Origin of the sequence: Streptococcus infantis (assembly GCF_047460825.1) — a bacterium.
Lineage (GTDB): Bacteria > Bacillota > Bacilli > Lactobacillales > Streptococcaceae > Streptococcus > Streptococcus infantis_V.
On the sequence record NZ_JASHFO010000007.1, the window covers coordinates 20,239 to 43,450 of the forward strand.

The 23,212-nt window shown below is 37.9% G+C and carries 27 protein-coding genes and 1 pseudogene; 1 reads left to right on the forward strand and 27 read right to left on the reverse strand.

What is annotated here, in order from left to right; translation table 11 throughout:
• Nucleotides 1-7: 7 nt before the first annotated feature.
• The 27 genes and pseudogenes from QM911_RS03350 to QM911_RS03480 all read right to left on the reverse strand — a co-directional run bounded on the left by QM911_RS03350 (nt 8) and on the right by QM911_RS03480 (nt 20,479).
• On the reverse strand, nt 8-1,342 hold the full coding sequence (locus tag QM911_RS03350) for a DUF438 domain-containing protein (RefSeq protein WP_414313120.1): 1,335 nt from the start codon (nt 1,340-1,342) through the stop codon (nt 8-10).
• Nucleotides 1,342-1,575, reverse strand: coding sequence for a DUF1858 domain-containing protein (locus tag QM911_RS03355; RefSeq protein WP_000368731.1), 234 nt, complete (start codon nt 1,573-1,575; stop codon nt 1,342-1,344). The genes QM911_RS03350 and QM911_RS03355 overlap by 1 nt, the downstream gene beginning before the upstream one ends.
• Before the next feature lie 321 nt (nt 1,576-1,896).
• The gene (locus QM911_RS03360) at nt 1,897-2,079 is read right to left on the reverse strand and encodes a hypothetical protein (RefSeq protein ID WP_414313121.1); all 183 of its coding nucleotides are present in this window, start codon (nt 2,077-2,079) and stop codon (nt 1,897-1,899) included.
• Nucleotide 2,080: 1 nt separating this feature from the next.
• The gene (locus QM911_RS03365) at nt 2,081-2,860 is read right to left on the reverse strand and encodes a hypothetical protein (protein ID WP_414313122.1); all 780 of its coding nucleotides are present in this window, start codon (nt 2,858-2,860) and stop codon (nt 2,081-2,083) included.
• 202 nt (nt 2,861-3,062) lie between these two features.
• On the reverse strand, nt 3,063-4,172 hold the full coding sequence (locus QM911_RS03370) for an SPFH domain-containing protein (RefSeq protein ID WP_414313123.1): 1,110 nt from the start codon (nt 4,170-4,172) through the stop codon (nt 3,063-3,065).
• 10 nt (nt 4,173-4,182) lie between these two features.
• The gene (locus QM911_RS03375) at nt 4,183-4,740 is read right to left on the reverse strand and encodes a hypothetical protein (RefSeq protein ID WP_371559062.1); all 558 of its coding nucleotides are present in this window, start codon (nt 4,738-4,740) and stop codon (nt 4,183-4,185) included.
• Between the two features lie 20 nt (nt 4,741-4,760).
• Nucleotides 4,761-5,252, reverse strand: a complete 492-nt coding sequence (locus tag QM911_RS03380; RefSeq protein ID WP_414313124.1) for a hypothetical protein — start codon at nt 5,250-5,252, stop codon at nt 4,761-4,763.
• A 174-nt stretch (nt 5,253-5,426) separates the two neighbouring features.
• Nucleotides 5,427-5,777 (reverse strand): 30S ribosome-binding factor RbfA, encoded by a 351-nt coding sequence (gene rbfA, locus QM911_RS03385; RefSeq protein ID WP_075227613.1) that lies wholly within the window; start codon nt 5,775-5,777, stop codon nt 5,427-5,429.
• Nucleotides 5,778-5,944: 167 nt separating this feature from the next.
• Nucleotides 5,945-8,698 (reverse strand): translation initiation factor IF-2, encoded by a 2,754-nt coding sequence (infB, locus tag QM911_RS03390; protein ID WP_414313125.1) that lies wholly within the window; start codon nt 8,696-8,698, stop codon nt 5,945-5,947.
• 16 nt (nt 8,699-8,714) lie between these two features.
• Entirely contained in the window at nt 8,715-9,014 is a 300-nt protein-coding gene (locus QM911_RS03395; protein WP_049504276.1) for a YlxQ-related RNA-binding protein, read from the reverse strand.
• Nucleotides 9,007-9,300 (reverse strand): RNase P modulator RnpM, encoded by a 294-nt coding sequence (gene rnpM, locus QM911_RS03400; protein ID WP_000857562.1) that lies wholly within the window; start codon nt 9,298-9,300, stop codon nt 9,007-9,009. Before rnpM ends, QM911_RS03395 begins: the two co-directional genes overlap by 8 nt.
• Before the next feature lie 22 nt (nt 9,301-9,322).
• Nucleotides 9,323-10,459 carry a transcription termination factor NusA gene (gene nusA / locus QM911_RS03405; RefSeq protein ID WP_049504279.1) on the reverse strand — a complete coding sequence of 379 codons (1,137 nt, stop codon included), beginning with the start codon at nt 10,457-10,459 and terminating at the stop codon, nt 9,323-9,325.
• Nucleotides 10,460-10,501: 42 nt separating this feature from the next.
• Entirely contained in the window at nt 10,502-10,981 is a 480-nt protein-coding gene (gene rimP, locus QM911_RS03410; protein ID WP_000338687.1) for a ribosome maturation factor RimP, read from the reverse strand.
• Between the two features lie 126 nt (nt 10,982-11,107).
• On the reverse strand, nt 11,108-11,743 hold the full coding sequence (gene trmB / locus QM911_RS03415; protein ID WP_001266100.1) for a tRNA (guanosine(46)-N7)-methyltransferase TrmB: 636 nt from the start codon (nt 11,741-11,743) through the stop codon (nt 11,108-11,110).
• Entirely contained in the window at nt 11,740-12,534 is a 795-nt protein-coding gene (gene ccrZ / locus QM911_RS03420; protein ID WP_414313126.1) for a cell cycle regulator CcrZ, read from the reverse strand. Before ccrZ ends, trmB begins: the two co-directional genes overlap by 4 nt.
• 235 nt (nt 12,535-12,769) lie before the next feature.
• Entirely contained in the window at nt 12,770-13,459 is a 690-nt protein-coding gene (locus QM911_RS03425) for a lysostaphin resistance A-like protein (RefSeq protein ID WP_414313127.1), read from the reverse strand.
• A 320-nt stretch (nt 13,460-13,779) separates the two neighbouring features.
• Nucleotides 13,780-14,091 carry a hypothetical protein gene (locus QM911_RS03430; protein WP_061862677.1) on the reverse strand — a complete coding sequence of 104 codons (312 nt, stop codon included), beginning with the start codon at nt 14,089-14,091 and terminating at the stop codon, nt 13,780-13,782.
• A 328-nt stretch (nt 14,092-14,419) separates the two neighbouring features.
• Nucleotides 14,420-15,022 carry a lysostaphin resistance A-like protein gene (locus QM911_RS03435; protein WP_414313128.1) on the reverse strand — a complete coding sequence of 201 codons (603 nt, stop codon included), beginning with the start codon at nt 15,020-15,022 and terminating at the stop codon, nt 14,420-14,422.
• Nucleotides 15,023-15,074: 52 nt separating this feature from the next.
• Complete coding sequence (locus QM911_RS03440) at nt 15,075-16,043, reverse strand: thioredoxin domain-containing protein (RefSeq protein WP_061862675.1); 969 nt, start codon at nt 16,041-16,043, stop codon at nt 15,075-15,077.
• Nucleotides 16,044-16,789: 746 nt separating this feature from the next.
• The gene (locus QM911_RS03445) at nt 16,790-16,984 is read right to left on the reverse strand and encodes a Blp family class II bacteriocin (protein WP_061862673.1); all 195 of its coding nucleotides are present in this window, start codon (nt 16,982-16,984) and stop codon (nt 16,790-16,792) included.
• Between the two features lie 57 nt (nt 16,985-17,041).
• Nucleotides 17,042-17,227: a bacteriocin class II family protein gene (locus QM911_RS03450; protein ID WP_061862672.1), complete on the reverse strand. Its 186-nt coding sequence runs from the start codon at nt 17,225-17,227 to the stop codon at nt 17,042-17,044.
• A gap of 187 nt (nt 17,228-17,414) precedes the next feature.
• On the reverse strand, nt 17,415-17,819 hold the full coding sequence (locus tag QM911_RS03455) for a hypothetical protein (protein ID WP_061862671.1): 405 nt from the start codon (nt 17,817-17,819) through the stop codon (nt 17,415-17,417).
• Nucleotides 17,820-18,280: 461 nt separating this feature from the next.
• A complete protein-coding gene (locus tag QM911_RS03460; RefSeq protein WP_061863213.1) occupies nt 18,281-18,400 on the reverse strand; it encodes a PncF family bacteriocin immunity protein in 120 nt (39 codons plus the stop codon).
• A gap of 2 nt (nt 18,401-18,402) precedes the next feature.
• Nucleotides 18,403-18,633, reverse strand: a complete 231-nt coding sequence (locus QM911_RS03465; protein ID WP_061862670.1) for a Blp family class II bacteriocin — start codon at nt 18,631-18,633, stop codon at nt 18,403-18,405.
• Between the two features lie 661 nt (nt 18,634-19,294).
• Nucleotides 19,295-19,809 (reverse strand): annotated as a pseudogene (tnpA, locus tag QM911_RS03470) (IS200/IS605 family transposase).
• A 306-nt stretch (nt 19,810-20,115) separates the two neighbouring features.
• Nucleotides 20,116-20,310: a hypothetical protein gene (locus tag QM911_RS03475; protein ID WP_061862669.1), complete on the reverse strand. Its 195-nt coding sequence runs from the start codon at nt 20,308-20,310 to the stop codon at nt 20,116-20,118.
• 10 nt (nt 20,311-20,320) lie between these two features.
• Complete coding sequence (locus QM911_RS03480) at nt 20,321-20,479, reverse strand: hypothetical protein (protein WP_414313129.1); 159 nt, start codon at nt 20,477-20,479, stop codon at nt 20,321-20,323.
• A gap of 576 nt (nt 20,480-21,055) precedes the next feature.
• On the opposite strand from QM911_RS03480, the gene blpA reads away from it, so the two are divergent.
• A complete protein-coding gene (gene blpA / locus QM911_RS03485; protein ID WP_061862668.1) occupies nt 21,056-23,209 on the forward strand; it encodes a peptide cleavage/export ABC transporter BlpA in 2,154 nt (717 codons plus the stop codon).
• Nucleotides 23,210-23,212: the final 3 nt, after the last annotated feature.

Below are 23,212 nucleotides of genomic sequence, written 5' to 3' on the forward strand. Positions count from 1 at the left end.
TTTCTCCTTATTCTATTCCTCGATAGTAATCTGTGTCAATCTCACGGTAAGGCTGGATATCCTGAACATACTCCAATACACCTTGAAATTCTCCATTTTCATCGTGTACAGCAGCATAAGTGATATGGACAAACTTGCCTCGTGACTCGGACTTGAACCACATCTCGTACTTGTCTTTTTTCCCTTCACGAAGACCTTGCATAATCGCTTTGACTTTCTCCAAATATTTTGGTGGATGACATAGTTCGACATTTCGTCCAACTTGAGACGGTGTCCGCTTGAAAATCATCTCATCTCCTGGCGTATTGTCATTGTAATACTGGAAAATATCATCTTTATTGACAAAAGTAATCTCCATAGGCAGGTGGTTGAGGATAAGATTCGCCTGCTCGACTGAAAGATAGCCATTGCCAAAAGCCTGCTGACTATTTCGATCCATCACTGCTTCCTTTTCCTTAGGTGTAAAGGTGATAGTAAACTGACCCTCTGGCGTATCAATCACTTGTTGAACCTGTCCATCTACAGTTTCTGGCTGAGTTGGTTCTTCTACACTTTTTTCCTCAACAAAACTTTGACGTTCAGGAACCCATTTTTCAGATGGCCGGATGATCGCATAGCCATAAGCATCACTTTCCTCGGCAATCTGAATCCAGTCATCCTGGGTGAAGGATTCGAGCAGAATCATGAGGAGGATGGACTCTTCCTTGAAAATCATACTCTCAAATTCAGTCGCAAAAGCCTCAAAATCTGCCTTTACAATACTAATGGATGCTTCTGGTAGTGACCTAACTGTCCCCAAGGCTTTTTGATAGAGTTCCCTAATCTGGTCATCGACTCCCCACATGACTTTTGGAGGCGAATCATGTCCATAACGCTCCATGATAGGAAAGAAGAGTTCTTCCTTGCGCTGGTAGTGACGGTCGAATTGACCTACAAGCCCCATCTGACGAACCAACCCCTTACGCATCTCTGCAAGCATTTCCTCGTCTTCCATAGAATCATATGTGTCTAACAATCTTCGAACACGAATCAAGGCAGCACGGAGAGCTAGATTTTCATCCTTAAAAACACGCACAGGATGACCTGGATGCTCTGTATCTTCTACTTCTACGCCTTTAACAGCATTTTTAAAGAGATTGGCATGGACATCACAGAGCTCCATGACGTCTTCAAATGTCACACCTGAGTCAGAGTTCATCAACTCGTGCTCCATGAGAGAAATCTCGATAGCTGATACACCTGTAAAGGTTGCATCAAAGCGTTCCTGAACGGATTCAGGGGAGGCTCCATTATGCAATTCTAATAAAATATCCCGTAGGACATGAATTCGTTCATCTGCCATTAGTCTATTCCAATCACTTCGTAACCATTTGCTTCAAGTGTGCGCACAATCTTATCCATAGGAGTTCCCTCCAGCTTAGACCCCTGTTTGAGCGATACTTTTCGTCCGACTGTATTTCGCATCAAAGGATTTGCAAGAGGTTTAAAACCGAGTTCTACTAGGATATCTAAAACTTCTGGATGCTTGTCCACAACTTCCGCAACAGGAATAGATACATCAATGATATTGTCCATCATAACCTCCATCATATTCTCTAACAGTTTTTTCTTTTTTATTATACCACAAGGGCAAAGATTAAAAAACTAGCAGTAGAAGACTTGCTAGTTTATTTCGTATAATTTCATTATTTCCAATTATATAGACTTTTCCTAGTAAAACCTCAAAGTCTTATCCTTACCATGATCATCAGAGAAGTTTGAAAAACCAGTCTATGATCTTGAAAAGAATCTTATAGAACAGTAATTGGAAGGCGAAAGAGACTAAAAACCAGAGAATTTTTATCAGACCGACAATTGGTGTTATAAAAAGAAGAGTGAAGAGCTTCCAAAAAGATTTCATTCTTTATCCTCCGGCTTCATCAACCAAGTAGCTGTATCCATAAGCTTATCTACGAGAAGTAATTTTCCTAAGCCAACTACTATATTTTCATCTTTCTTCATGGTTTCTGCGACTTTTATAGCCTGAGTTGTAAGAAAATAATTACCGTATGTTTTAGCCAATATTTTAATGATACCCATTTCATTCACCTTCGATGATTTCCGCTTCCTTTCGGATTGTTTCTATATCTTCTTGATATTGCTCCTCATCATAGTTAACTAATTTGGAGAGCTCTTTTTGCAGACTTTCACCCATGGGTTTCATTGTTGCAAAGGTTAATCCTCCAGAAATGATTCCACCTAAAATAGGAATAAATTTCCCCATTCCCTTGGCCAATCCTCCTTTTGTTAAGTTAACTCCAAAAATTTTCAAAACTTTTTTCAAAATTGGGTACCAAAGTGTCTTAGTCAAAGCTTTCTGGGGAACAGTTTTCATGACCTGCTTAGCAACAGCAACACCTCCCGCCCGGAGGAGAGCAGCAGTGCCATTCACTCCAAGCATTACTCCGAGGTAGAGTAAAAGTGTGTTTTGAGCATCTTCACTCAATTCATCACGAGATGCCCATAGATCATCATAACCATAAATGTAGCCCAATTCTTGAGCTAGTTTCAGTGAAAATGCATAAAATTGGGCTACATCTGCTGGTATAGTAACCGCCATGGCAAGACCGCCAGGTAATCCAGCCAGAACAGATGTCCCACTTGCTAGCAAAACATTATCTTTAATACAGGCATTGGCCACTCGATCTAAGGTTTCCTGAGGTAATAAAGCTGTCGGCCCTTCTTCCAATAATCTAGGAATGTCCTTTGAGGCCACTTCCTTAGAGAATTTGTCCATTAAAAATTTTGACCGGTTCACTTTGACGACGGGTAGTTTCACCACCTGGTGCAACACTTGCATCGCCACATCTTCTTTAGCCATCTCTATCTCCATTTTTCATTCATATCAAGCTTTATCTTATCATATTTATGGAATAAATGATATTTTCAAGATTTATTTTATTTTCTGAATTTCTATTTATATAATCTGACTAGACAATGACCTACTTATAGACACACAAAAAAAGAGGGTTGCCCCTCCTTCTGCTTAATGTTTATCCAGATTGCGTAGCATCTCGTCAATCTTATAAGTCTATAATTTCTTTTTTCTTTCGATCAAACTCTTCCTGAGATAATATATCTGCATCTAAAAGTGATTTGAGTTTAGTAAGAGCTTCGATTTGCTCATCAAAAGATAAACTTGGTTTATTTGCTTTTTCATCTAACTGTTGTGCCATATTCATACCAAAAATCATCCCCGCACCATCTCCTAGCCCATGTTGTTCGATCCCTGATGCGACTTTTTGTTGTGCAGCAATATTAGAAGCTTTCTGCGATACATCATCAAAAGCCTTTAAATTCATCTTATTTGATGAAAAGTTCTTAACTAATTCCTTAGATTCTGGTGAGAATTCTATATTAGTAATCGCAACTTTTATAATCTCAAACCCAAAACGATCTTTCCAAGTACCAGCATACTGTTCATCATTCGATACTTGTTTTGCAAGCACTGATGCTTGTGATGGTAGTTGTGAGATACGATAAGTTGTTGATAACGAATTAAGGGCAACGGTAAAGGATTGAAGAAATTCCGTGACTATCTGAGCCCTTGCTTGAGCACTATCAAAGCTATAGTAGGTCACATTTGCAGGAAGGAAATTTTTTACAAACTTGATAGCGTCCGTAATTTGAATAGAAAAAGTTCCAAAAGCACGCACTTCTAAGTCTGTTCCATAAAACAAGTCGTTATACATAACCGGACCACGAGTACCAAACCTAATATCGCGAATTTCTCTCAAATTGACAAAACAAATCTGTTTTTGCTGATCACTTTGTCCGCCAAATCCAACACGATTAACAACATTATCAAACAGTGATTTTTTTAGCCCATCACCATTAAAAACACTACTCTCCCCATTTTGATATTCATATCCACCTGGTTCAGTGATAATTTCTTCTATTCCAGACTGACTAAAAATAAAAGCAGCAGTATTTTCAGGAATAAATATCTTAGACCCATTTGAAATGACACCTATAGACCCTTGACTATTAACTCCTCTACCATTATTACTGACTTGAAGAACTCCTGGACTTACAGCTGTATGTTCATCAAAAGCCTGAACTGTAATAATCTCCTTCCATTGATCTGCAAAAGTACCACTAATTGAATCTGTAAATGCTTTAATTATTCCCATATTTCATCTCCTACAAGGTCTGTTCCATATCACAAAAACTACATTTGACAGTTTGTTTTACGGTTCCAGACAGAGGAGCTCCACAAAAACTGCATTTAGTAGATAGTTTCTCTGGTTCTGCATCCTTAATACCAAGCCCTGCTTTGAAAGTGTCAAACGTATCTTTTAGAGTCTCGGCCAAAATTTCTACACCAAATAAGCTATTATCACCCAAGGTTGCAAAGTTGCTTGTATCACCAGAGATTAATTTAATAATATTCGTTGCCCACTTTTCAGTATCCTTAGTATTAGAGAATGAGAAGATAACTTGTCCACCATTATAATAGATTTCTAATCGTTTCATACCATTGGATTTCGTAACTGAAACTTGTGGTTTCCCCTCAAAAACCTTAATTTGGTTAATTGGTATAGTAGTTTGATCTTTTTTTCCTCCAAAAATACCTTTTTTAATATGTATTAAGTGTAGATTTGTTAAAATTAATTCATCTGTAGACAAACCATTTTTCCCAAAACTCACATGATCACTATTCATAACCATGTATTCATGAGGTAACAATTGATAGTCCATCCCGAACTCCATTCTTCTTATTAAAGGCTAGCTTTCCACTGTTCTACTTGATCGTGTAGAGAATCACGATATTCCTTTAAAAACTGAATTATTTCCTCTTTTCCTTGAATAGGTGCTTTCTTCAATGGACCATATTGTTTTTTCTGTTCTTCCATTTCTTTTTTAGTACTATCTTTTAATTCTTGGATAGAAGCACTATCTTCTAAAACAGTTCCCTTAAAGGCTTCATCTGCTTCGGTATAGTAATTATTAACAATTTTCTCATACATAGTCAAATAATCTTCATAAGTTTTGATAGATTCAATTGTTTCATCACTGACATCTTGTGGATTAAAGTCACTAGAACCTAATTTATCTTTTGCTTTATCTAAAAATCCTTTTTTCCCAGAACTTTCCGTTTTACTATCACTAGATGAATTACTTGTTTTTTCAGACAGAGAACTACAAGCAACTAGAGTAGAAACGGACAGACATAGTAAAGCTAAACGACAAACTTTTTTTACATTATTCATTAATAGAATCTCCTTTTATTTATGAAATTATCATATCATATTTCCTAAAAAAAAAAAGCATTTTCTGATTAGCAAACATTTTATAAATACAGAATCTCATTTTTAAAAGAATATTTTTCCATTTTAAATTCTACCTATTTTCCACAAAAAAAAGAGGGTTGCCCCTCTTTCTGCTTAATGTTTATCCAGATTGCGTAGCATCTCGTCAATCTTGTTTCCATATTCGATGGATTCGTCTTTGACGAAAGTTAAGTCTGGAATTTTGTACAATTTCAAATTGCGACCAAGTTCACGTTTGATAGTACCAGTTGCTTTTTCAAGTCCGACTTGAGCTTTTTGATTATCTGAAGCCAGGTTACTCAAAATAGTGTAGTAGACCTTAGCAACAGACAAGTCACCTAGCATCTGAACATCAGTGATAGTCACACCTTGGACACGTGGATCACGGACTTTCTTTTGCAAAATCTCATTGACTTCTCGCTTGATCTCCATGCCCACACGATCCGTACGGAAATGATTTGCCATATTTCTTCCTTTCTCTCAATTGAACCAAAAGCTAGGCCAGCAGACCTAGCTTTGTCTAGTAGATAGAGGAACTAGAGCCATTTGAATCTAGGAAACAAGCCTTAGATAGAACTACGGGTTCATCAAGGCGCTGTTGACGACGAGTCAAATCGGCTATCGTTTCTCTATTATCGTTTGATTTCTTCCATGATATAGGCTTCAATCACATCATCCATCTTAAGATCATTGTAGCCATCAATCATGAGACCACCTTCACGGCCGTTTGTAACTTCTTTGACGTCATCTTTATAGTGTTTCAAGCTAGCTAGGGCACCATCGTAAATAACGACACCATCACGAATAACACGGACTTTAGAGTCACGGGTAACTTTACCGCTAGTAACCATAAATCCACCGATTATTCCAACTTTAGAGACTTTAAAGGTTTCACGGATAATCGCTTCACCGATAATTTTTTCTTCGAATTCTGGATCAAGCATACCCTTCATGGCTTCTTCCATCTCTTCGATAACCTTGTAGATAATGCTGTGGAGACGGATTTCTACATCGTCAGCTTCTGCTTGTTGACGAGCTTGCGGTGTAGGACGTACGTTGAAACCAACGATAAAGGCATTTGAAGCTTCAGCAAGAGTAACGTCAGATTCATTGATAGCACCTACTGCTGAGTGAACAATAGTTACTTTAACGCCTTCCACATCAATCTTTTGAAGTGATGCAGAGAGAGCTTCAACAGAACCTTGTACGTCTGCCTTGATGATGACGTTAACTGACTTGAGTTCTCCTGCTTTAAGGGTATCAAAGAGGTTTTCAAGGCTGACACGTTGAGTAGCTTGACGTTGCTTCATAAGAGCACGTTTTGCACGCTCTTCACCAGCTGCACGCGCAGATTTTTCATCTTCGTAAACAGCAAAGTGGTCACCTGCCATTGGCGCTTCATTCAAACCAGTGATCGATACTGGTGTTGATGGGCCTGCAACCTTCACACGACGTCCGAGGTCGTTGGTCATAGCACGGACACGTCCAAAAGTATTTCCGACAACGATTGGATCTTGGACATTCAAAGTACCTTGTTGAACAAGAAGGGTTGCGACCGCACCTTTTCCTTTATCCAAACGAGCTTCGATAACAGTACCGATGGCACGAACTGTTGGATCAGCTTTGAGCTCTTGAATTTCAGCCACAAGTAGAACAGTTTCCAAGAGTTCATCGATATTTTGGTTGAACTTGGCTGAGATTTCTACGAACTCAGAATCTCCACCCCAAGCTGTTGACATAACACCATGTTCAGCCAATTCACCGATCACACGTTCTGGGTTAGCACCTGGTTTATCGATTTTGTTGATAGCCACGATGATTGGAACATTAGCCGCTTTTGAGTGGTTGATGGCTTCGATAGTCTGAGGCATTACCCCGTCATCTGCCGCTACGACCAAGATGGTAATATCGGTAACAGAAGCACCACGCGCACGCATAGAAGTAAAGGCCGCGTGTCCTGGTGTATCAAGGAAGGTAATCTTCTTACCATTTTCTTCGATCTGATAAGCACCGATATGCTGAGTGATACCACCAGCTTCTCCCGTAGCAACACGAGAATTACGAAGGGTATCCAAAAGGGTTGTTTTACCATGGTCAACGTGTCCCATGATCGTTACAACTGGTGGACGTTCTACGAGTTCATCTTCATTGAGATAACCCTCTTCAGCAAAGAAACGTTCGATATCAGCATTGTCCACTTCAACCTTTTGTTTAGCTTCAATACCGTAATCTACCATGAGGAGTTCGATTGTTTCACCGTCCAAGGACTGGTTTTGTGTCGCCATCACACCCATCATGAAGAGTTTCTTAACAATCTCAGCTGGTTCGCGTTTGATACGTTTTGCGATTTCCGCAACGGTCATACCATCTGTATATTCAAATTCTGTTGGCAATTCATGGAACTTACGCTCTGTAACAGGTTTTGGTGCCTGATTACGGTTATTTTTGTTATTGCCTTTTTTATTCTTTTTGTTATTGTTCCAGTTACTATTTCTTTGATTTCTCACTTGATTTTGACTACTTCGATTCTTTTGTTGTTTTCTAGGACCATCTTCTTCGTGATCGAAATCATCACGTTCTTTGTCTGGTCGGGCTTGTTTCTTACGACGTGTATCCACTACAGGTTCTTTAGCTGCAGGAGCTACTTCAACCACTGGTTGAACTTGCTGTACTTGTTCAGCCAATTTAGCAGCTTCTTCAAAGATTTCCTCAGGTTCCTTGCGTTTATTTGCTTGGGCCAAGGCTTCTTTGGCTGCTTGAGTTTGCTTGAAGCGTTCCTCACTTGAACGAGCATATTCTGCATTTTGCTCTGCCTTTAGAGCAGCTGCACGGGCTTTAAAGTCAATACGTGGGCCAGCTTGATTTGGACGGTTGTCCTCTTGCTTGCGGCGATCATTTCCGCGATTTTGCTGACCTTGCTGTTTTTTCCCTTGATCATTAAAGCGACGATTGTCGCGATTGCCTTGACCTTGTTTACCACCATTACGGTTATCATTTTTTTGACGATTTCCATTTTGTTGATGGTCACGGTTATTACCCTTATTTTGCTTGCGTCGTTCAGCCTGCTCTTTTGCACGTGCTTCACGCTCTGCCTTAAAGTTTCGACTCTGCGGTTTTGCTGGCGCCACTTTTTCCTCTTTAGGGGCAACAGCTGCTGCTGGTTTTGCCTCTTCCTTAGCGTCAACTGGCTTTGGAGCCACAGGTTTCGATTCTACCTTTGGAGCAGGAGCAGGTTTAAAACTTGCTACGATTTTTGAAGCAGCTGCTTCCTCCACACTTGATGAGTGGCTTTTTACATCCAAGCCCAACTCTTTTGCACGCGCTACAACTTCTTTACTTTCTTTTCCAAGTTCTTTTGCGATTTCGTACAATCTTTTCTTAGACAAATCATGTCCTCCTCTTCTATTCCATAAGAGACCTCATTTTCTTTGTAAATCCAGCATCTGTCACAGCCAAAACTTTTCTTGATTTTCCGACTGCTATGCTTAATTCCAGTGTTGAAAACACGGTAATAACTTCTACTTGATAATAATGACTTTTATCCTGAATCTTCTTGGTCAGGTTGGGAGCAGCATCATGAGCGAGAAATACCAGTTTTACTTTCTGGTCTTGGATGGCCTTGACCACCATTTCTTCACCCGAGATGATTTTCCCTGCTCTCTGAGCAAGTCCCAAGAGATTGGCAATTTTTTGTTTATTCAAGTCCTAACTCTCTTCTTTTTACTTTGTGATCGACATAGGCAATCAACTCGTCATAAAAGCTTTCTTCAACTTCCATACTAAAGCTACGGTTAAAGACTTTTTTCTTTTTAGCCTCTAGGGCTTCTGCATTGTCTAGCTTGATATAAGCGCCCCGGCCATTAGCCTTGCCTGTCGGGTCGATAAAGACCTGTCCTTCTTTGTTCTTGACAATACGAAGTAAATCTCGCTTGTCAATCACTTCATTAGACACAACAGACTTGCGCAAAGGGATTTTTCTAGTTTTCATCTTTCCCTCCTCTGATCAGCTTTTATTCTTCGACCAATTCGTCTGTTTCTACCTGGTCAGCTTCTTCTGCTGCTTCCATGGCTTCAAACTCACTTGCAGACTTGATATCGATACGGTAGCCTGTCAAATGAGCTGCCAAACGAACGTTTTGTCCACGACGACCGATCGCAAGAGAAAGCTTGTTATCTGGCACAACGACCAAGGCACGTTTGCTGTCGTTTTCATCAAAGATAACTTGGTCAACTTCAGCAGGAGCAATAGCGTTGTAGATAAATTCAGCTGGATCGGCTACCCATTCGATAACGTCGATGTTTTCTTCGATTGGAACCATACGATCGCTCTTGGCATCGTAGCGAGCTGGGTGGAATTTGCTAGTAATTTTCTTGATGTTAGCACCACCACGTCCGACGATTGTCCCGATCGCATCCACGTTTGGATTGTGGCTACGAACAGCAACCTTGGTACGGTCACCTGCTTCACGAGCAACACTCATGATTTCAACAGTTCCGTCATAGACCTCAGGAATTTCTTGTTCCATCAAACGTTTAATCATTTCTGGATGGCTACGGCTCACAAATACGTTCACACCACGAGGATTGTCTTCAACCTTGTAGACATAAACTTCGATACGATCATGAGAAGCAAAAACTTCTCCAGGGATTTGGTCTTGTTTTGACAATTGTGCTTCGATGCTGCCAAGGTTGACATAGATAAAGCGATTGTCAAAACGTTCTACCGTACCAGACATGATTTCTTGCTCATGCTCTTTGTAAGTATTGTAGGTAATGGCACGTGTTTGCTTGCGCATTTTTTCCATGATGGTTTGTTTGGCAGATTGAGCTGCTACACGACCAAACTCACCTGGTGCTTCTTCAAATTTAATCTTGTCCCCAAGCTCGTAAGCTGAGTTAATGGCAAGAGCATCTTTTAAGCTGATTTCCAAACGGCTATCAAATACTTCATCAACTACTTCACGAACAGTATAAACTGTAAAGTCACCTGTCTTTTCGTTGAAATCAATGGCTACACTGTCTGATTGACCATAGCGTCTGCGATAGGCTGAACGAAGCGATTCCACCACTGCATCAATGATGTCTTCTTTTTTGATTCCCTTGTCTTCTTCCAAAATGCGGAAGGCCTCTAGCATTTCTTTACTCATCTTCTATTCACTTTTGAATCTTCAAAAGCTTCCTTTCTTTTACTATAATTTTACTGCTAAACGTGCTTTTGACACCAAACTGTATGGGATTTGGACTGTTTTCTTACGTGTCTTGTCCATATATTCCATAGTCAACTCATCCTCTTCAAAGGCTAGCAAGGTTCCTTCAAAGACCTTTTGCTTATCGATGGCTTGGTAAAGTCCAACATGGATGTATTTCCCAACCGCTCCAGCGACTGCTTCCTTGGTTTTCAAAGGACGTTCCAAGCCTGGGCTGGTGATTTCTAGGAAATATTGTTCTGGGAAGGGATCTGGCTTGATAGTATCTAGGACAGGACTGATAATCTCTGTCAAGTCCGCTGTGTCGTTCAAGGTAATTCCCTCTGGTTTATCTACAAAAATACTAAGAATCATGTCACTGCCAATCTTTCCGTACTCGATATCCACGAGTTCAAAGGGAGCTTCAATGACAGGTTCTACGACTTCTCTGACTAATTCTACGATAGTTGCGATTGCGTCCACCTCCTCATAAGCAAGAGGCGAAGATATTTCCCCGCCTCACTTTCTCATATTCTTACTTATAGTATAGCACTTTTGACTACTTATGTAAAGTATAAGCACTCAGAAGGCTTGATTTTAAGCTTTTTCTTAAAATTCTGCCTCAACTCGATAGATGACCTGACCCTTACTTGAGAATTTTTCTTCATATTCTGTCATAACATTGCCTTCAAAGTCGCTGGCATGCAAGTCCAACCAAACTCCATTGAGCTTCATGCCATATTGAGAAAAGCTCACTAGGCTATATTCAAACAAGCCACGGTTATCTGTCTTGAAATGAATCTCACCGTGTTCAGGCAAGATACGCTTGAAGGTATCCAAGAAACTCTTATAGGTTAGACGACGCTTTTCATGGCGTTTTTTAGGCCACGGATCTGAAAAATTTAGGTACAAGCGATCAATCTCACCATCTTCAAAGTAGTCGGTCAAATCAGAACCATCAACCCACAACAACTTAATATTGGGTACAGCAACTTCCAAAACCTTGTCCAAGGCATAGCTCAAAACAGACTTTTGAATGTCAATCCCGATATAGTTGATGTCAGGGTTTTGTTTGGCCATACCTGTCACAAAAGCACCCTTACCACTACCAACCTCAACATGGATAGGATTGTCATTTCCAAATAAATCTCGCCATTTCCCTTTGGCTTCTAAAGGATTTAAGACAACATACTGAGGATTAGCCTCTAGTAATTCTGTTGCCCCTTTACGATTTCTAACTCTCATCTCTTCTTTCCATACTTGTCACGGAAGATGCGCAAGGCATAGATCTCCCGATTGACATTTTCTAGATCTTCATTTGTATAATATTTGGCAATCTGGCTCAAGAAGGATAACTGAGCATACCAAAATAGTTTGTTGATGACTGTTTGGTTGTATTTGTAACCGTAATAAGTCAACCACTCTTTCCACTGATAGTCTGGAATATAGTGACATAGCATATGCGCTACATCAAACATGCGATCCGTTAAACGAACGGAATCCCAATCCACTAAATAAACAAGACCGCTCTCTGTCTCAATCCAATTACTATGTCGTACATCTCCATGAACGATCGTTGCATAATCTTCCCTAAAGTTTGGCAAACTTCCTCGCAAATCCTCTACTACCATTCTTAGATATTGATTGTTCTTCAAGGATTCTGGAGCATCTTTTAACCAAGCCTGAAGCAAATCAAAAGGTGTTTCTAAAGAATAGCCCAAACGAGTCAATTGCGTCATCAAAGGACGCGAACGATGCAAGCGGCTCAAAATATTGATAATCTGCTTGCGATTCATATCATAAGGGGTCAAAATTTTACCATTCAACCATTCTTGGGCACTCATACCACGTCCATCCGGTAAACGGCGAGTCCATAATAATTGAGGAGCGATTTGTTCCTTGGCTAAACCAGGTAGGATTGGAGAGGTGTTCATTTTAATAAAGACGCGCTTCCCATCAGGGTAGCTTCCCATATAAGCTTTTCCGCTTTTCCCAGGTATAGGGGTCAGCGTTAGCTCAATATCACCCAAGTCCATTTCTTTCCTCCGTATAAAGTTTCCTTACTATTCTACTAGTTTTTAGGCTATTCGTCAACCAGTCCAGACCTGATTCTCAAATAAAAGCCTCTGGGGTGGTTTGGGTTATCATTATAGAAAGAAAAAGGTAAGCAGAGAGATCTGCCTAGCCTTGGTCATTCAATTTTTTTAGCAGAAAATTGTAAGGAAAAAATCTATGCTTAATCTGATAATTCAAGCTTTCAACTGGTTCTCATCATGCAAATACCCTATGTAAAAAAGTGAGCAGAAATGGTAAGTTTGCGATGATATTATTAACAATATGAATCGTGTAAGAAGGATAGATAGTCTTTGTATAGCGTGTCAAACCACCAAATATACATCCAACTGCTGTATAAACCAGAAGGTCTAATAGACTAGGAAAACTTGAAAAATGGGGTAAGACGAACAAAACCGACGGAAATAGAATATCCAGTCCCCATCTTGAATTCTTAAAGAAGGCATGTTGAAGCAGTCCCCTACATACCAATTCTTCCATCAGAGGTCCTAGTACTATTAAGGTTAGGTAAACTCCGAACTCTGCAAAATTGGTCTCACTATAGACAATAAACAAATTCCAACTTTCGTTTGTCCCCTGAACGTGTTTAGCTGTCAGATAGTTAAAGCAGATAAGCACGACAGCTGCTAACACCGTCAGAACAGAATAGCTCAACCACTTTTTCCTAGGGATACGAAAAAGATAAGCATGGCCCGACCTGATCAAAATCCAAACCATCAAGCCTATAAAGAGAAGGCTGATGATGTTTCGAATCCAGATAATATTTCCTACCCAAGATGAAAACTCCCAATAATTTCTCCAAAATTGGGTAGTCCAAAACAAGCCGAAAAACAAAAATAAATAAGAAAGGATTGCACTCGTTTTGAAAAGAATAGAATATTTTTTCATAGAAGCTCCTTCGTAGCTTTGCTATCGTAGCTGCCATCAATTATCATTTATACTCTTCGAAAATCAAATTCAAACCACGTCAGCGTCGCCTTACCGTACTCAAGTACAGCTTGCGGCTAGCTTCCTAGTTTGCTCTTTGATTTTCATTGAGTATTAATCCTCTATCATTCAGTCTCGGTAGCTATCACCATAACTTTGATAAGCCAATACATCTACCCTTGTGTACTTTTGTTGCTGTTAAAAACTTTATATTTTTCATCATCTAGGTAGTCAATTCTTTTCAAAATGATAGACCATCATCCTTTTTCTACCTAATCATTTTATAATACTTGATACTCTCGATGAAAAGTTGTGGCAGATACCACTCGATGATTTGTGAGGTCAAGATAATCTCCTGGATAGCCAAGGACATACATACTATAACCAGCAAAACCTCCTCCTGCTGTTCCGACTAGTCCAATTTTGAGATTGGTTACAAGAGAAGACTGAAGTCCTGCCATTAAAATTCGGACATGATTGTCTAGCCATACTATGTAATTCTTTTGCAAGGCGTCTTCTACCCAATCTGGTTTAGGAGTATCTTTACCAATTTCCCAAACTTCTACTATTTTATTTTTATATTGTGCTTGCATCTTTTTAATCTTTCTTTTAAGATTCTCACAGGTTTTTTATGTTCTTCTTACCTGGTCTATGTTTTAACAGACTATAGATCGTAACAAGAGTACTCACCAATACCACAATATTTCTCCAGAGTTCCGTTGAAATCATGAGTACTCTTATACAAAGAACAAGAGATATCAATATTATTACAACTCGGGCAAAGCAATCTAAAAAATACACATACTTTTTCATATGATTCCTCCATCTATTGATTTCACATCTACCAGATCAGTTCTATAGTCACTATGGTGCTAACTGACCGTCCTCTATATTCCTTTGTAAATTTAGCACTGTCACCTACTAGAAGAATGATAAACAATTGTAACAGATATGGATTAAAATAGGCACCGATAGATTTTGACTCTTTTTATAAGCAAAGCCCAGCATCAAACCTCCAAATAGATAATAGAAAAACGAAGGAAAATCATAAGGTGCATGCATGAAAGAGAAGAGAGAGGCAGTCAGTACAAGCCCCAACCAAGAATTTTCAAAAACCGCACCTTGAAGGATACCTCTGAAAACAAATTCCTCCAGAATAGGCCCAAAAACTGTCACGCTTGCAATAAAGGATAATGAAATTCCTGTACTAGTAGCCTCAAGGTGTTGATATCCAGCACCAGAAGATACTGTAAAAAAACTATAATAACCTATATTTACCAGCACACAAATAAGAAAGCTTCCAATAAAAAGTAGAATTTCTTTCTTCGTTAACCTTCTTAGCGAAACCATATCAAACCAGTTCGCATAGGCAACACTCAGTGAAATCCAGAAAGTCTTTGCGATAATAAATAGGTACTCATTTTGAAAAAAATCTCCTTGATTGATGGTATAGCCTACTGTAGTAACTATTATAAAGGCTAAAAACCCAACAAACACAGCATGACATTTATTAAAAATGGCCATAAACACAACCTCTCTCCTATTTAGAATCATCAAAATAAGGATGCAAAAATTTTTATTTATGAACTCTTTGTTTCCACTTGATCATACCTGAAGTAATCAAGAGTGCAACAGCTATACGTAATAGATTGTAACTTTCTTCCTCTCCTGTATTAGGTAGTAATTGTTTGCTCAAATGAATGGTTTGGGAGGCAGAATCATTCCCCTTAACTTCGGATAAAGAAGTTTGTAACTTATCAGTATTTTCAGAGATTGTCTTAGATGTATCTCCTCGCTTCTTCTTATCTGTCATTACCAAATCTTCAGGCTGAACAGTTATAGTGTTAGAAGGAGGAATATTATTCTTCAATTGTTCTCTACTATCACTATTATTAGTTAAATTTTCCTTTGAATTCTCCACCTCTCCTGTTTTATCATCACGGACACTTTCTGTTACTGTATCCTCAGAAGATGCTACTGTTTCCGTTTGCTTAGGTGAGTTTCTCGAGTACATATAATCATAAACCTGTTGTGCAGTTGCCCCGCCACCAACCCATCCAGATATCGGACGTCCGTTTCTTAAATACAAAATTGTTGGTGTTCCTGGAATACCGACTTTTTTAAATAGAAACTCTCTCGCTTCCCCGTCAAAATCTTTACCATCCAAATCATAATATTCTAACTTCTTTTCAATTAAGTTATTAAATTCTTTCAATTCAGGAGAAAATTGACGACAATGAGAACAAGTTTTTCTACCAAAATATATAGTATGTTCCAATTGATCCTCTGTAAAAGATTGACGAACGGCTTCAATATCTATCTTTTTAAATTCCGCAACATTCTGCTCATACTCTTCGGGAGTTACAACGGAAGGTTTATGCTCAACATTTTCCGTACCCGATTGCAGATCTGGTGCCACAACAGAACTATCATTAGCCTGGATAGAGGAAGAAGTAGTCTGTTCTTCTGCATATACAACACCCGTAGTAATAGATGCAAATACAAGTGGTACAAGTAATAGCGATTTTATCTTTTGATTCTTCATAAGAATACTCCTTTACATTTGATATATTTATCTTACCTTATTTAAGATTACAAATTCATCTAAATCTTAAATGGTCATCAAAACATCTTGAATTGTAAAAACTTCATTAAAAAAGGTAAGTATTTCAAAAACACTTACCTTTTTTAATTGAGTTGTACCAAAGGTCTATTAAAAAGATGAATACTTGAGTAGATCTACTATCATTCTGTTTTTTACACATTAAGCAAACCAGTTCTATAGTTTCATAACTTTTTCTTACTATGAACGTTCTTTATTTTTATATACTTTATAATCTAATTTATGTTTTATAAGACTATAGATTGTAACAGGAGTACTCACCAATACCACAATATTTCTCCAGAGTTCCGTTGAAATCATGAGTACTCTTATACAAAGAAAAAGAGACATCAATATTACTACAACTCGGGCAAATAAATCTAAATAATCTACATACTTTTTCATATTGATACTTCATCCTTCACTTTTATCTTAACATATGATAAGTAAGTAATTTTTTAATTCTAATACTAACTAATATCCCTCCCACTCTAAACAAGAGTACTGGAGTGTTATCTATTGACTAACCTATATTTAAACTATTCAGCAATATCAATATTACTTAGCATAAACTTCAAAAATTTTAAAAACTTCTATAAAAATTCTAAATTTTACATTAACCTATAAATTATCTGTTGTTTATACTCTTCGCCCAGCCTTCTAGCTTATTCTTTGTTTCTCATTAAGTATTAACTAACAGGGGTAGCACAAAAATACATATTAGCCGCCGTGCCTACACCAAGCGCACCCCAAGGACCTCCAAATGCACCTCCAAATATAGCGCCTCCTGCTGTTCCTACTACACAACGCCAGTCTCCACCATTAACAGTTGAGAGCATCTCCACATCAACAACTTCAAATTTCTTGATATTATCCTTATTCATTTTTTTACCTCCAAATTCAGTTTAACATCACTATAAATACTAATGTCCAAATAATTATTAACAGTAATAAGCGGCTGCTACCATACCTAAACCTATACCGCCCCAAGGACCTCCAAAAACAGCACCTACACTAACTCCAGCAGCAATTGCAGTTTCACAATCACCAAATTTTTTACCACCTTCAACGCAAGCAAGCATATCAGTATCCATAATCTCAAATTGTTCCATCATTTTTGTATCCATAACGAATACCTCCATTTTTATTTTAATTTTTGTCCTGTTGCAACCTTGACAATTTCAGTATAGCACTATTTGTTAAAGTTTTTTCATCCGAATCTTGAATTGTCATCGAAACATCTTGAATTGCAAAAACTTCATTAAAAAAGGTAAGCATTTCGAAAACACTTACACTTTTATACTTCATTAACCTCTACTTTTTATAATACTTCAACCCCAAAACGAGCAGAAGCGTGATAATAAAGCATAGAATAGCTCCAATATAGGCGATTAGTTGTTGATAGGATTCTACTGCTGTGATACCTCTATACAAACAGATGATAGTCATGAAACATGTCAATCCTACGAACATTAGTTGATTGGCTCTAGGACTTACCAAATCATCATCTTCAAATTTTTTCACTCTCATTTCCCTAGTGAGATAAACAACAGCCAAAATAGAAGCCAAGTTAATAACCACTAAAAGAAATTGGAAAACCAAGGAAAAATTTAAAAACTGACGAGATAGAAATAGATAAGTGGAGACAAGTAAGGGCAACTGACCTAGGAACAATCTTGCAAGAAAGATGTTCCGTTTTTTAGCAAGAAAAGTTTTCATTTCTTTGCTCCTTTCTTTTTCATTAAAGCAAAATAGATCATAACCGCAATCACATAGGCTATGGTATAAAATAGCTGATACCAAGTACTCTCCCTAAGCGGATAAAGAAAGATGGACATGATTAGATACAAGATGAAAATGACAAGTATTTTTTTCTTCATAAGATCCCCTTCTTAATATGTGATATGTGCTTTATCTTAGTTAAGCTTTAACCTTTACTCTCTTAGTTTAGCACTCCTTTTGATCTTTGATTACTCAAATCATGAATGGTCATCTAAACCTCCTAAATTGTTAATAAAAAAGCAAGCACGAAAAACATGCTGGCCTCTTTACACTGTAATGATATCAACTTGTTTGTAGACTTTTCATCCTGCTATCACATATCATTTTGACAGCCGAAACAATATTAAAGAAACTCCCCTGTAGATTATGCTAGCAAATACAGGGGAGGGATTTATTTTTCAGGGGGTACTATCTGTATTCTTTTTGGGAGATTTTGAAAATATTTTTTTAATTAAATCATCCATATAAGGACTAAATACACCAACTACTAAACCAATAATAAAACTCTTAAAATCCATAATTACCACCAACATATTGCTACATAGGCTACACCTCCAAGTATAGCTCCTCCTGCATCACCAGTTGCAACGCCTTGCCATGTTCCTGTTTTAATTCCTAGTTGAAGACCTCTTGCTACTCCTCCTCCAACACCTGCTTTAGCAAAATCTCCCCAATTGCAACCGTCACCTTCAACGCAAGCAAGCATCTCAGTAGCCATAACAGAAAATTGTTCCATCATTTTTGTATCCATGATGAATACCTCCATTTTATTTTTAATTTTTGTCCTGTTGCAACTTTGACAAGTATAGTATAGCATTGTCAAAGTTGCAACAGGACAAAAATCTATGTTCAGAGTTGAGTGTCATTAAGAATAAGATTTATTATGTATCTATTTTTTATGGTGTATTACTATTTTCTATTGGATTAACATCAAAAGTATTTGTCTTTACCAGCTTAACTTCAATAACTATGATAACTCTATCCATAATAGGACTTTTTAAAATTAAACGCAAGGACAAGGAGTAAATATGTTAGAATTAAATTTCAATAAATTAGAGGAAATGTATCCGACTGCATGCTATCAGCGAGTGGTGCGCTAGGTACGATAGCTAGCGTAGGAGCAATAACAGGTCCCGTTGGCTGGGGTGTCGCACTAGTTTCTGCAGCAGGCTTTGGCTTCCTAACGGGATATAATTGCGCTGCTTTATATTTAAAAGGAGATTAAAGATACATATGATTTAGAAAGTTATAAAAGAAATATCTTATACAAATCATAACTACCTGTCAAACGGGTGGTTTGTCCCAGGGCTATAAGCACAAATTACCAGCCAGCGCCTAAAGACGCTGGCTTTCACTTTGTTCAAGCCTTATTGCTCTTGACTCGTCACTTGCCTCTCAAAGAGGCTTTAGTATTACTTACCACTATCCCTAAAGGGATTCTCATATTCTTTTACACTTAATTTATCTAGTGCTATATCATACTTTACTCGTTCTCAAATTTTCATACTCGTGAAGAAATCATCCACTGGATAATTTCTTTACTCTTGAATAAATTTCTTAATTGTGGCTTCATTAAGCCCTACTGTACTTACATAATAACCTTCCGCCCAGAAATGGCGATTCCCAAACTTGTACTTGAGATTGACGTGGTTTTCAAACATCATGAGTGCACTTTTACCTTTTAAATACCCCATGAAACTTGAAACACTTATCCTTGGTGGAATACTTACTAACATGTGTACATGTTCTGGCATTAAGTGAACCTCGATAATTTCAACTCCTTTATAATTACACAAGCGATGAAATATTTCTCCTAAACTACTTCGATATTGATTATAGATTACTTTTCGTCTATACTTAGGGGTGAACACAATGTGATAGAACACATCCACTTTGTGTGCGATAAACTATGAGCCTTTTGTGCCATATTTTTCTCCTTTCGCTTTACAATTGGCTTGAACACCTTTATTGTATCGCGTTCGGAGTTTTTTGGTATAACCTTCGACGCGCACCCGCATAGCGGGTGGTTTATTTGTCTCGCACCTCACGGAGCGAGACGGACTAATAGTCACATAACAAGGCAAAAAGCAACGGTTTTAAAGCCGTTGCTTTTTGCATGAGTCAGAGAGAGTGTTATCTCAGGCTCTATTAAAACTGTATCAAAACCACAAGTTGAGTCACAATATTGTATATTTAAAATGTTTAAGAGTAATTAAACAATGAAAATAATAAATTAATCCCCGTGAAGATATAAACTAGTACATGCATAGCCTAATCTAAAACCAGCTGCACCTGCCACAAGCAAACCTGCCAAACCAGCAGGTCCTGCCGCAATTGCTAACGCACTGGCACCAATACCATACGCACAATCAGCAATGTTCCCACCTCCAGAAATTTCTTCTAGAGTAGTTTGATCAATATTTTTCATAATTATCTCCTTAATCACCAGTGTGATACCATGCACCACAAGAATATCCTGTGCCAAATCCAGTAGCCGCTGCTCCAACCGCCAGCAGTGCAAAAGTTCCCCAGCCAATCGGACCTGAAGCGGCTGCTAAAATGGCACCACTCATGCCAATTCCGGTCGCACAAGACAACGCATTTCCTCCGCCAACAACATTTTCTAAGTCATTAATAGCTAAATCAATCATTTTTTCTCCTTTTGTATTTCTTATAATTAACATGACACGATATAATGGAAGTAATAATTAACACACCTCCAATAATAAAGTTTAATAAATCCTGATGTTCTACAACTACGTACAGACCAAATAAACATAGGCCAAATTGCGAACTACAGTTTTGAAATTTCATCAAGCCCCCCATTTTACAAAATTGATATACACTCTAATCTGGTTCATACAATATACTTTATAAGTATTTACTATGAGTAAAACCTGTAAGATTGATACATTTCTTTTTTGTCTTGTTGCAATTTTGACAAGTTTAGTATATCATTGTTTTTTAAAATTTTTCATCCAAATCTTGAATTGTCATCGAAACGTCTTAAATTAGCTTTTTTATTTAAAACCACCTCTAAAATTTTTTTAAAAGATAATTTCTAATCACTTTTTTACCATTCAGGAAGTTTCAATGACTATTCAAGATTTTATAAGATATGAACTTATTATTATGGCATAATATACCTATCTACTATATGAAAGGAATTGCCAATGACTTCTTATAAACGTACATTTGTTCCTCAAATAGATGCTAGAGACTGCGGTGTTGCTGCCTTAGCCTCGATTGCTAAATTCTATGGTTCAGATTTTTCTCTAGCTCACTTGAGAGAACTTGCAAAGACCAATAAAGAAGGAACGACTGCTCTTGGCATTGTAAAAGCCGCTGATGAAATGGGCTTTGAAACAAGACCTGTTCAAGCAGATAAGACGCTCTTTGACATGAGTGATGTCCCCTATCCATTTATCGTTCACGTTAACAAAGAAGGAAAACTCCAACATTACTATGTTGTCTATCAAACAAAGAAAGACTATCTGATTATTGGTGATCCTGACCCTTCTGTAAAAATCACCAAAATGTCAAAAGAACGCTTTTTCTCTGAATGGACTGGAGTAGCTATTTTTCTAGCTCCCAAACCCAGCTATCAACCCCATAAAGATAAAAAGAATGGTCTACTAAGCTTCCTTCCTCTGATTTTCAAGCAAAAATCTCTCATTGCTTACATCGTTCTCTCAAGCTTATTGGTCACGATTATCAATATCGGTGGTTCTTATTATCTTCAAGGAATCTTGGATGAATACATTCCAAATCAGATGAAATCAACTTTAGGAATCATCTCAGTTGGTCTGGTTATAACCTATATCCTCCAACAAGTCATGAGCTTCTCCAGAGATTATCTCCTAACCGTTCTGAGTCAAAGATTAAGTATTGATGTGATTTTATCCTATATTCGCCATATTTTTGAACTTCCTATGTCTTTCTTTGCGACACGTCGTACAGGGGAAATCATTTCACGGTTCACAGATGCCAACTCTATCATAGATGCCTTGGCTTCTACCATTCTCTCTCTTTTTCTTGATGTCTCCATTCTGATTCTTGTAGGGGGCGTCTTACTTGCACAAAACCCTAGTCTCTTCCTTCTTTCTCTTATTTCCATTCCTATATACATGTTCATCATCTTTTCTTTTATGAAGCCTTTTGAAAAAATGAACCACGATGTCATGCAAAGTAATTCTATGGTTAGTTCTGCCATCATCGAAGATATTAACGGGATTGAAACCATCAAGTCACTCACAAGTGAAGAAAATCGCTACCAAAATATAGACAGCGAATTTGTAGATTATTTGGAAAAGTCCTTTAAACTCAGCAAATATTCTATTTTACAAACGAGTTTAAAGCAGGGAACAAAATTAGTTCTGAATATCCTTATCCTATGGTTTGGCGCTCAATTAGTCATGTCGAGTAAAATTTCTATCGGTCAGCTGATTACTTTTAACACACTTCTTTCTTACTTTACAACTCCTATGGAAAATATTATCAACCTCCAAACCAAACTCCAATCTGCGAAGGTCGCTAATAACCGTTTGAACGAAGTCTATCTAGTCGAATCTGAGTTTCAAGTCCAAGAAACTCCTGTTCATTCACATTTTTTGATGGGCGATATTGAATTTGATGATCTTTCTTATAAGTATGGTTTTGGACGAGATACCTTAACGGATATTAATCTAACGATTAAACAAGGAGATAAGGTAAGCCTGGTTGGAGTTAGTGGTTCTGGTAAAACAACTCTAGCCAAAATGATTGTTAATTTCTTTGACCCTTACAAAGGACATATTACCATCAATCATCAGGATATTAAAAACATTGATAAAAAAGTCTTACGACGTCATATTAATTACCTGCCTCAACAAGCCTATATCTTTAATGGCTCTATATTGGAAAATTTAACCTTAGGAGGTAATCATATGATTAGCCAAGAAGATATTCTAAAAGCTTGTGAATTAGCTGAAATCCGTCAAGACATTGAAAGAATGCCTATGGGCTATCAAACCCAGCTCTCTGATGGAGCTGGTCTATCAGGAGGACAGAAGCAACGAATAGCCCTCGCTCGTGCTCTTTTAACTAAAGCTCCTGTTTTAATACTAGATGAAGCTACTAGCGGTCTTGATGTCTTGACTGAGAAAAAAGTTATAGATAATCTTATGTCCCTAACTGATAAAACCATTCTCTTTGTAGCCCATCGTCTCAGTATAGCCGAACGAACTAATAGTGTTATTGTTCTTGACCAGGGTAAAATCATTGAAGTTGGTAGTCATCAAGAGTTAATGAAGGCGCAGGGCTTCTACCATCATCTATTCAACAAATAAGGG

Excerpts from the sequence above, each read along its gene's own strand:
- QM911_RS03460 (WP_061863213.1), bottom strand. The coding sequence starts at position 18,400 with ATGGATTTTAAGAGTTTTATTATTGGTTTAGTAGTTGGTGTATTTAGT.
- QM911_RS03435 (WP_414313128.1), bottom strand. The coding sequence starts at position 15,022 with ATGGCCATTTTTAATAAATGTCATGCTGTGTTTGTTGGGTTTTTAGCC.
- rbfA (WP_075227613.1), bottom strand. The coding sequence starts at position 5,777 with ATGGCAAATCATTTCCGTACGGATCGTGTGGGCATGGAGATCAAGCGA.
- QM911_RS03380 (WP_414313124.1), bottom strand. The coding sequence starts at position 5,252 with ATGAATAATGTAAAAAAAGTTTGTCGTTTAGCTTTACTATGTCTGTCC.
- QM911_RS03440 (WP_061862675.1), bottom strand. The coding sequence starts at position 16,043 with ATGAAGAATCAAAAGATAAAATCGCTATTACTTGTACCACTTGTATTT.
- QM911_RS03455 (WP_061862671.1), bottom strand. The coding sequence starts at position 17,819 with ATGAAAACTTTTCTTGCTAAAAAACGGAACATCTTTCTTGCAAGATTG.
- trmB (WP_001266100.1), bottom strand. The coding sequence starts at position 11,743 with ATGAGAGTTAGAAATCGTAAAGGGGCAACAGAATTACTAGAGGCTAAT.
- QM911_RS03475 (WP_061862669.1), bottom strand. The coding sequence starts at position 20,310 with ATGAAAAATATTGATCAAACTACTCTAGAAGAAATTTCTGGAGGTGGG.
- nusA (WP_049504279.1), bottom strand. The coding sequence starts at position 10,459 with ATGAGTAAAGAAATGCTAGAGGCCTTCCGCATTTTGGAAGAAGACAAG.
- ccrZ (WP_414313126.1), bottom strand. The coding sequence starts at position 12,534 with ATGGACTTGGGTGATATTGAGCTAACGCTGACCCCTATACCTGGGAAA.
- QM911_RS03370 (WP_414313123.1), bottom strand. The coding sequence starts at position 4,172 with ATGGGAATAATTAAAGCATTTACAGATTCAATTAGTGGTACTTTTGCA.
- QM911_RS03355 (WP_000368731.1), bottom strand. The coding sequence starts at position 1,575 with ATGGACAATATCATTGATGTATCTATTCCTGTTGCGGAAGTTGTGGAC.
- QM911_RS03425 (WP_414313127.1), bottom strand. The coding sequence starts at position 13,459 with ATGAAAAAATATTCTATTCTTTTCAAAACGAGTGCAATCCTTTCTTAT.
- rnpM (WP_000857562.1), bottom strand. The coding sequence starts at position 9,300 with ATGAAAACTAGAAAAATCCCTTTGCGCAAGTCTGTTGTGTCTAATGAA.
- QM911_RS03450 (WP_061862672.1), bottom strand. The coding sequence starts at position 17,227 with ATGGATACAAAAATGATGGAACAATTTGAGATTATGGATACTGATATG.
- QM911_RS03350 (WP_414313120.1), bottom strand. The coding sequence starts at position 1,342 with ATGGCAGATGAACGAATTCATGTCCTACGGGATATTTTATTAGAATTG.
- QM911_RS03465 (WP_061862670.1), bottom strand. The coding sequence starts at position 18,633 with ATGGATACAAAAATGATGGAACAATTTTCTGTTATGGCTACTGAGATG.
- QM911_RS03365 (WP_414313122.1), bottom strand. The coding sequence starts at position 2,860 with ATGGCTAAAGAAGATGTGGCGATGCAAGTGTTGCACCAGGTGGTGAAA.
- QM911_RS03375 (WP_371559062.1), bottom strand. The coding sequence starts at position 4,740 with ATGGACTATCAATTGTTACCTCATGAATACATGGTTATGAATAGTGAT.
- QM911_RS03360 (WP_414313121.1), bottom strand. The coding sequence starts at position 2,079 with ATGGGTATCATTAAAATATTGGCTAAAACATACGGTAATTATTTTCTT.
- blpA (WP_061862668.1), top strand. The coding sequence starts at position 21,056 with ATGACTTCTTATAAACGTACATTTGTTCCTCAAATAGATGCTAGAGAC.
- QM911_RS03430 (WP_061862677.1), bottom strand. The coding sequence starts at position 14,091 with ATGCAAGCACAATATAAAAATAAAATAGTAGAAGTTTGGGAAATTGGT.
- QM911_RS03445 (WP_061862673.1), bottom strand. The coding sequence starts at position 16,984 with ATGAATAAGGATAATATCAAGAAATTTGAAGTTGTTGATGTGGAGATG.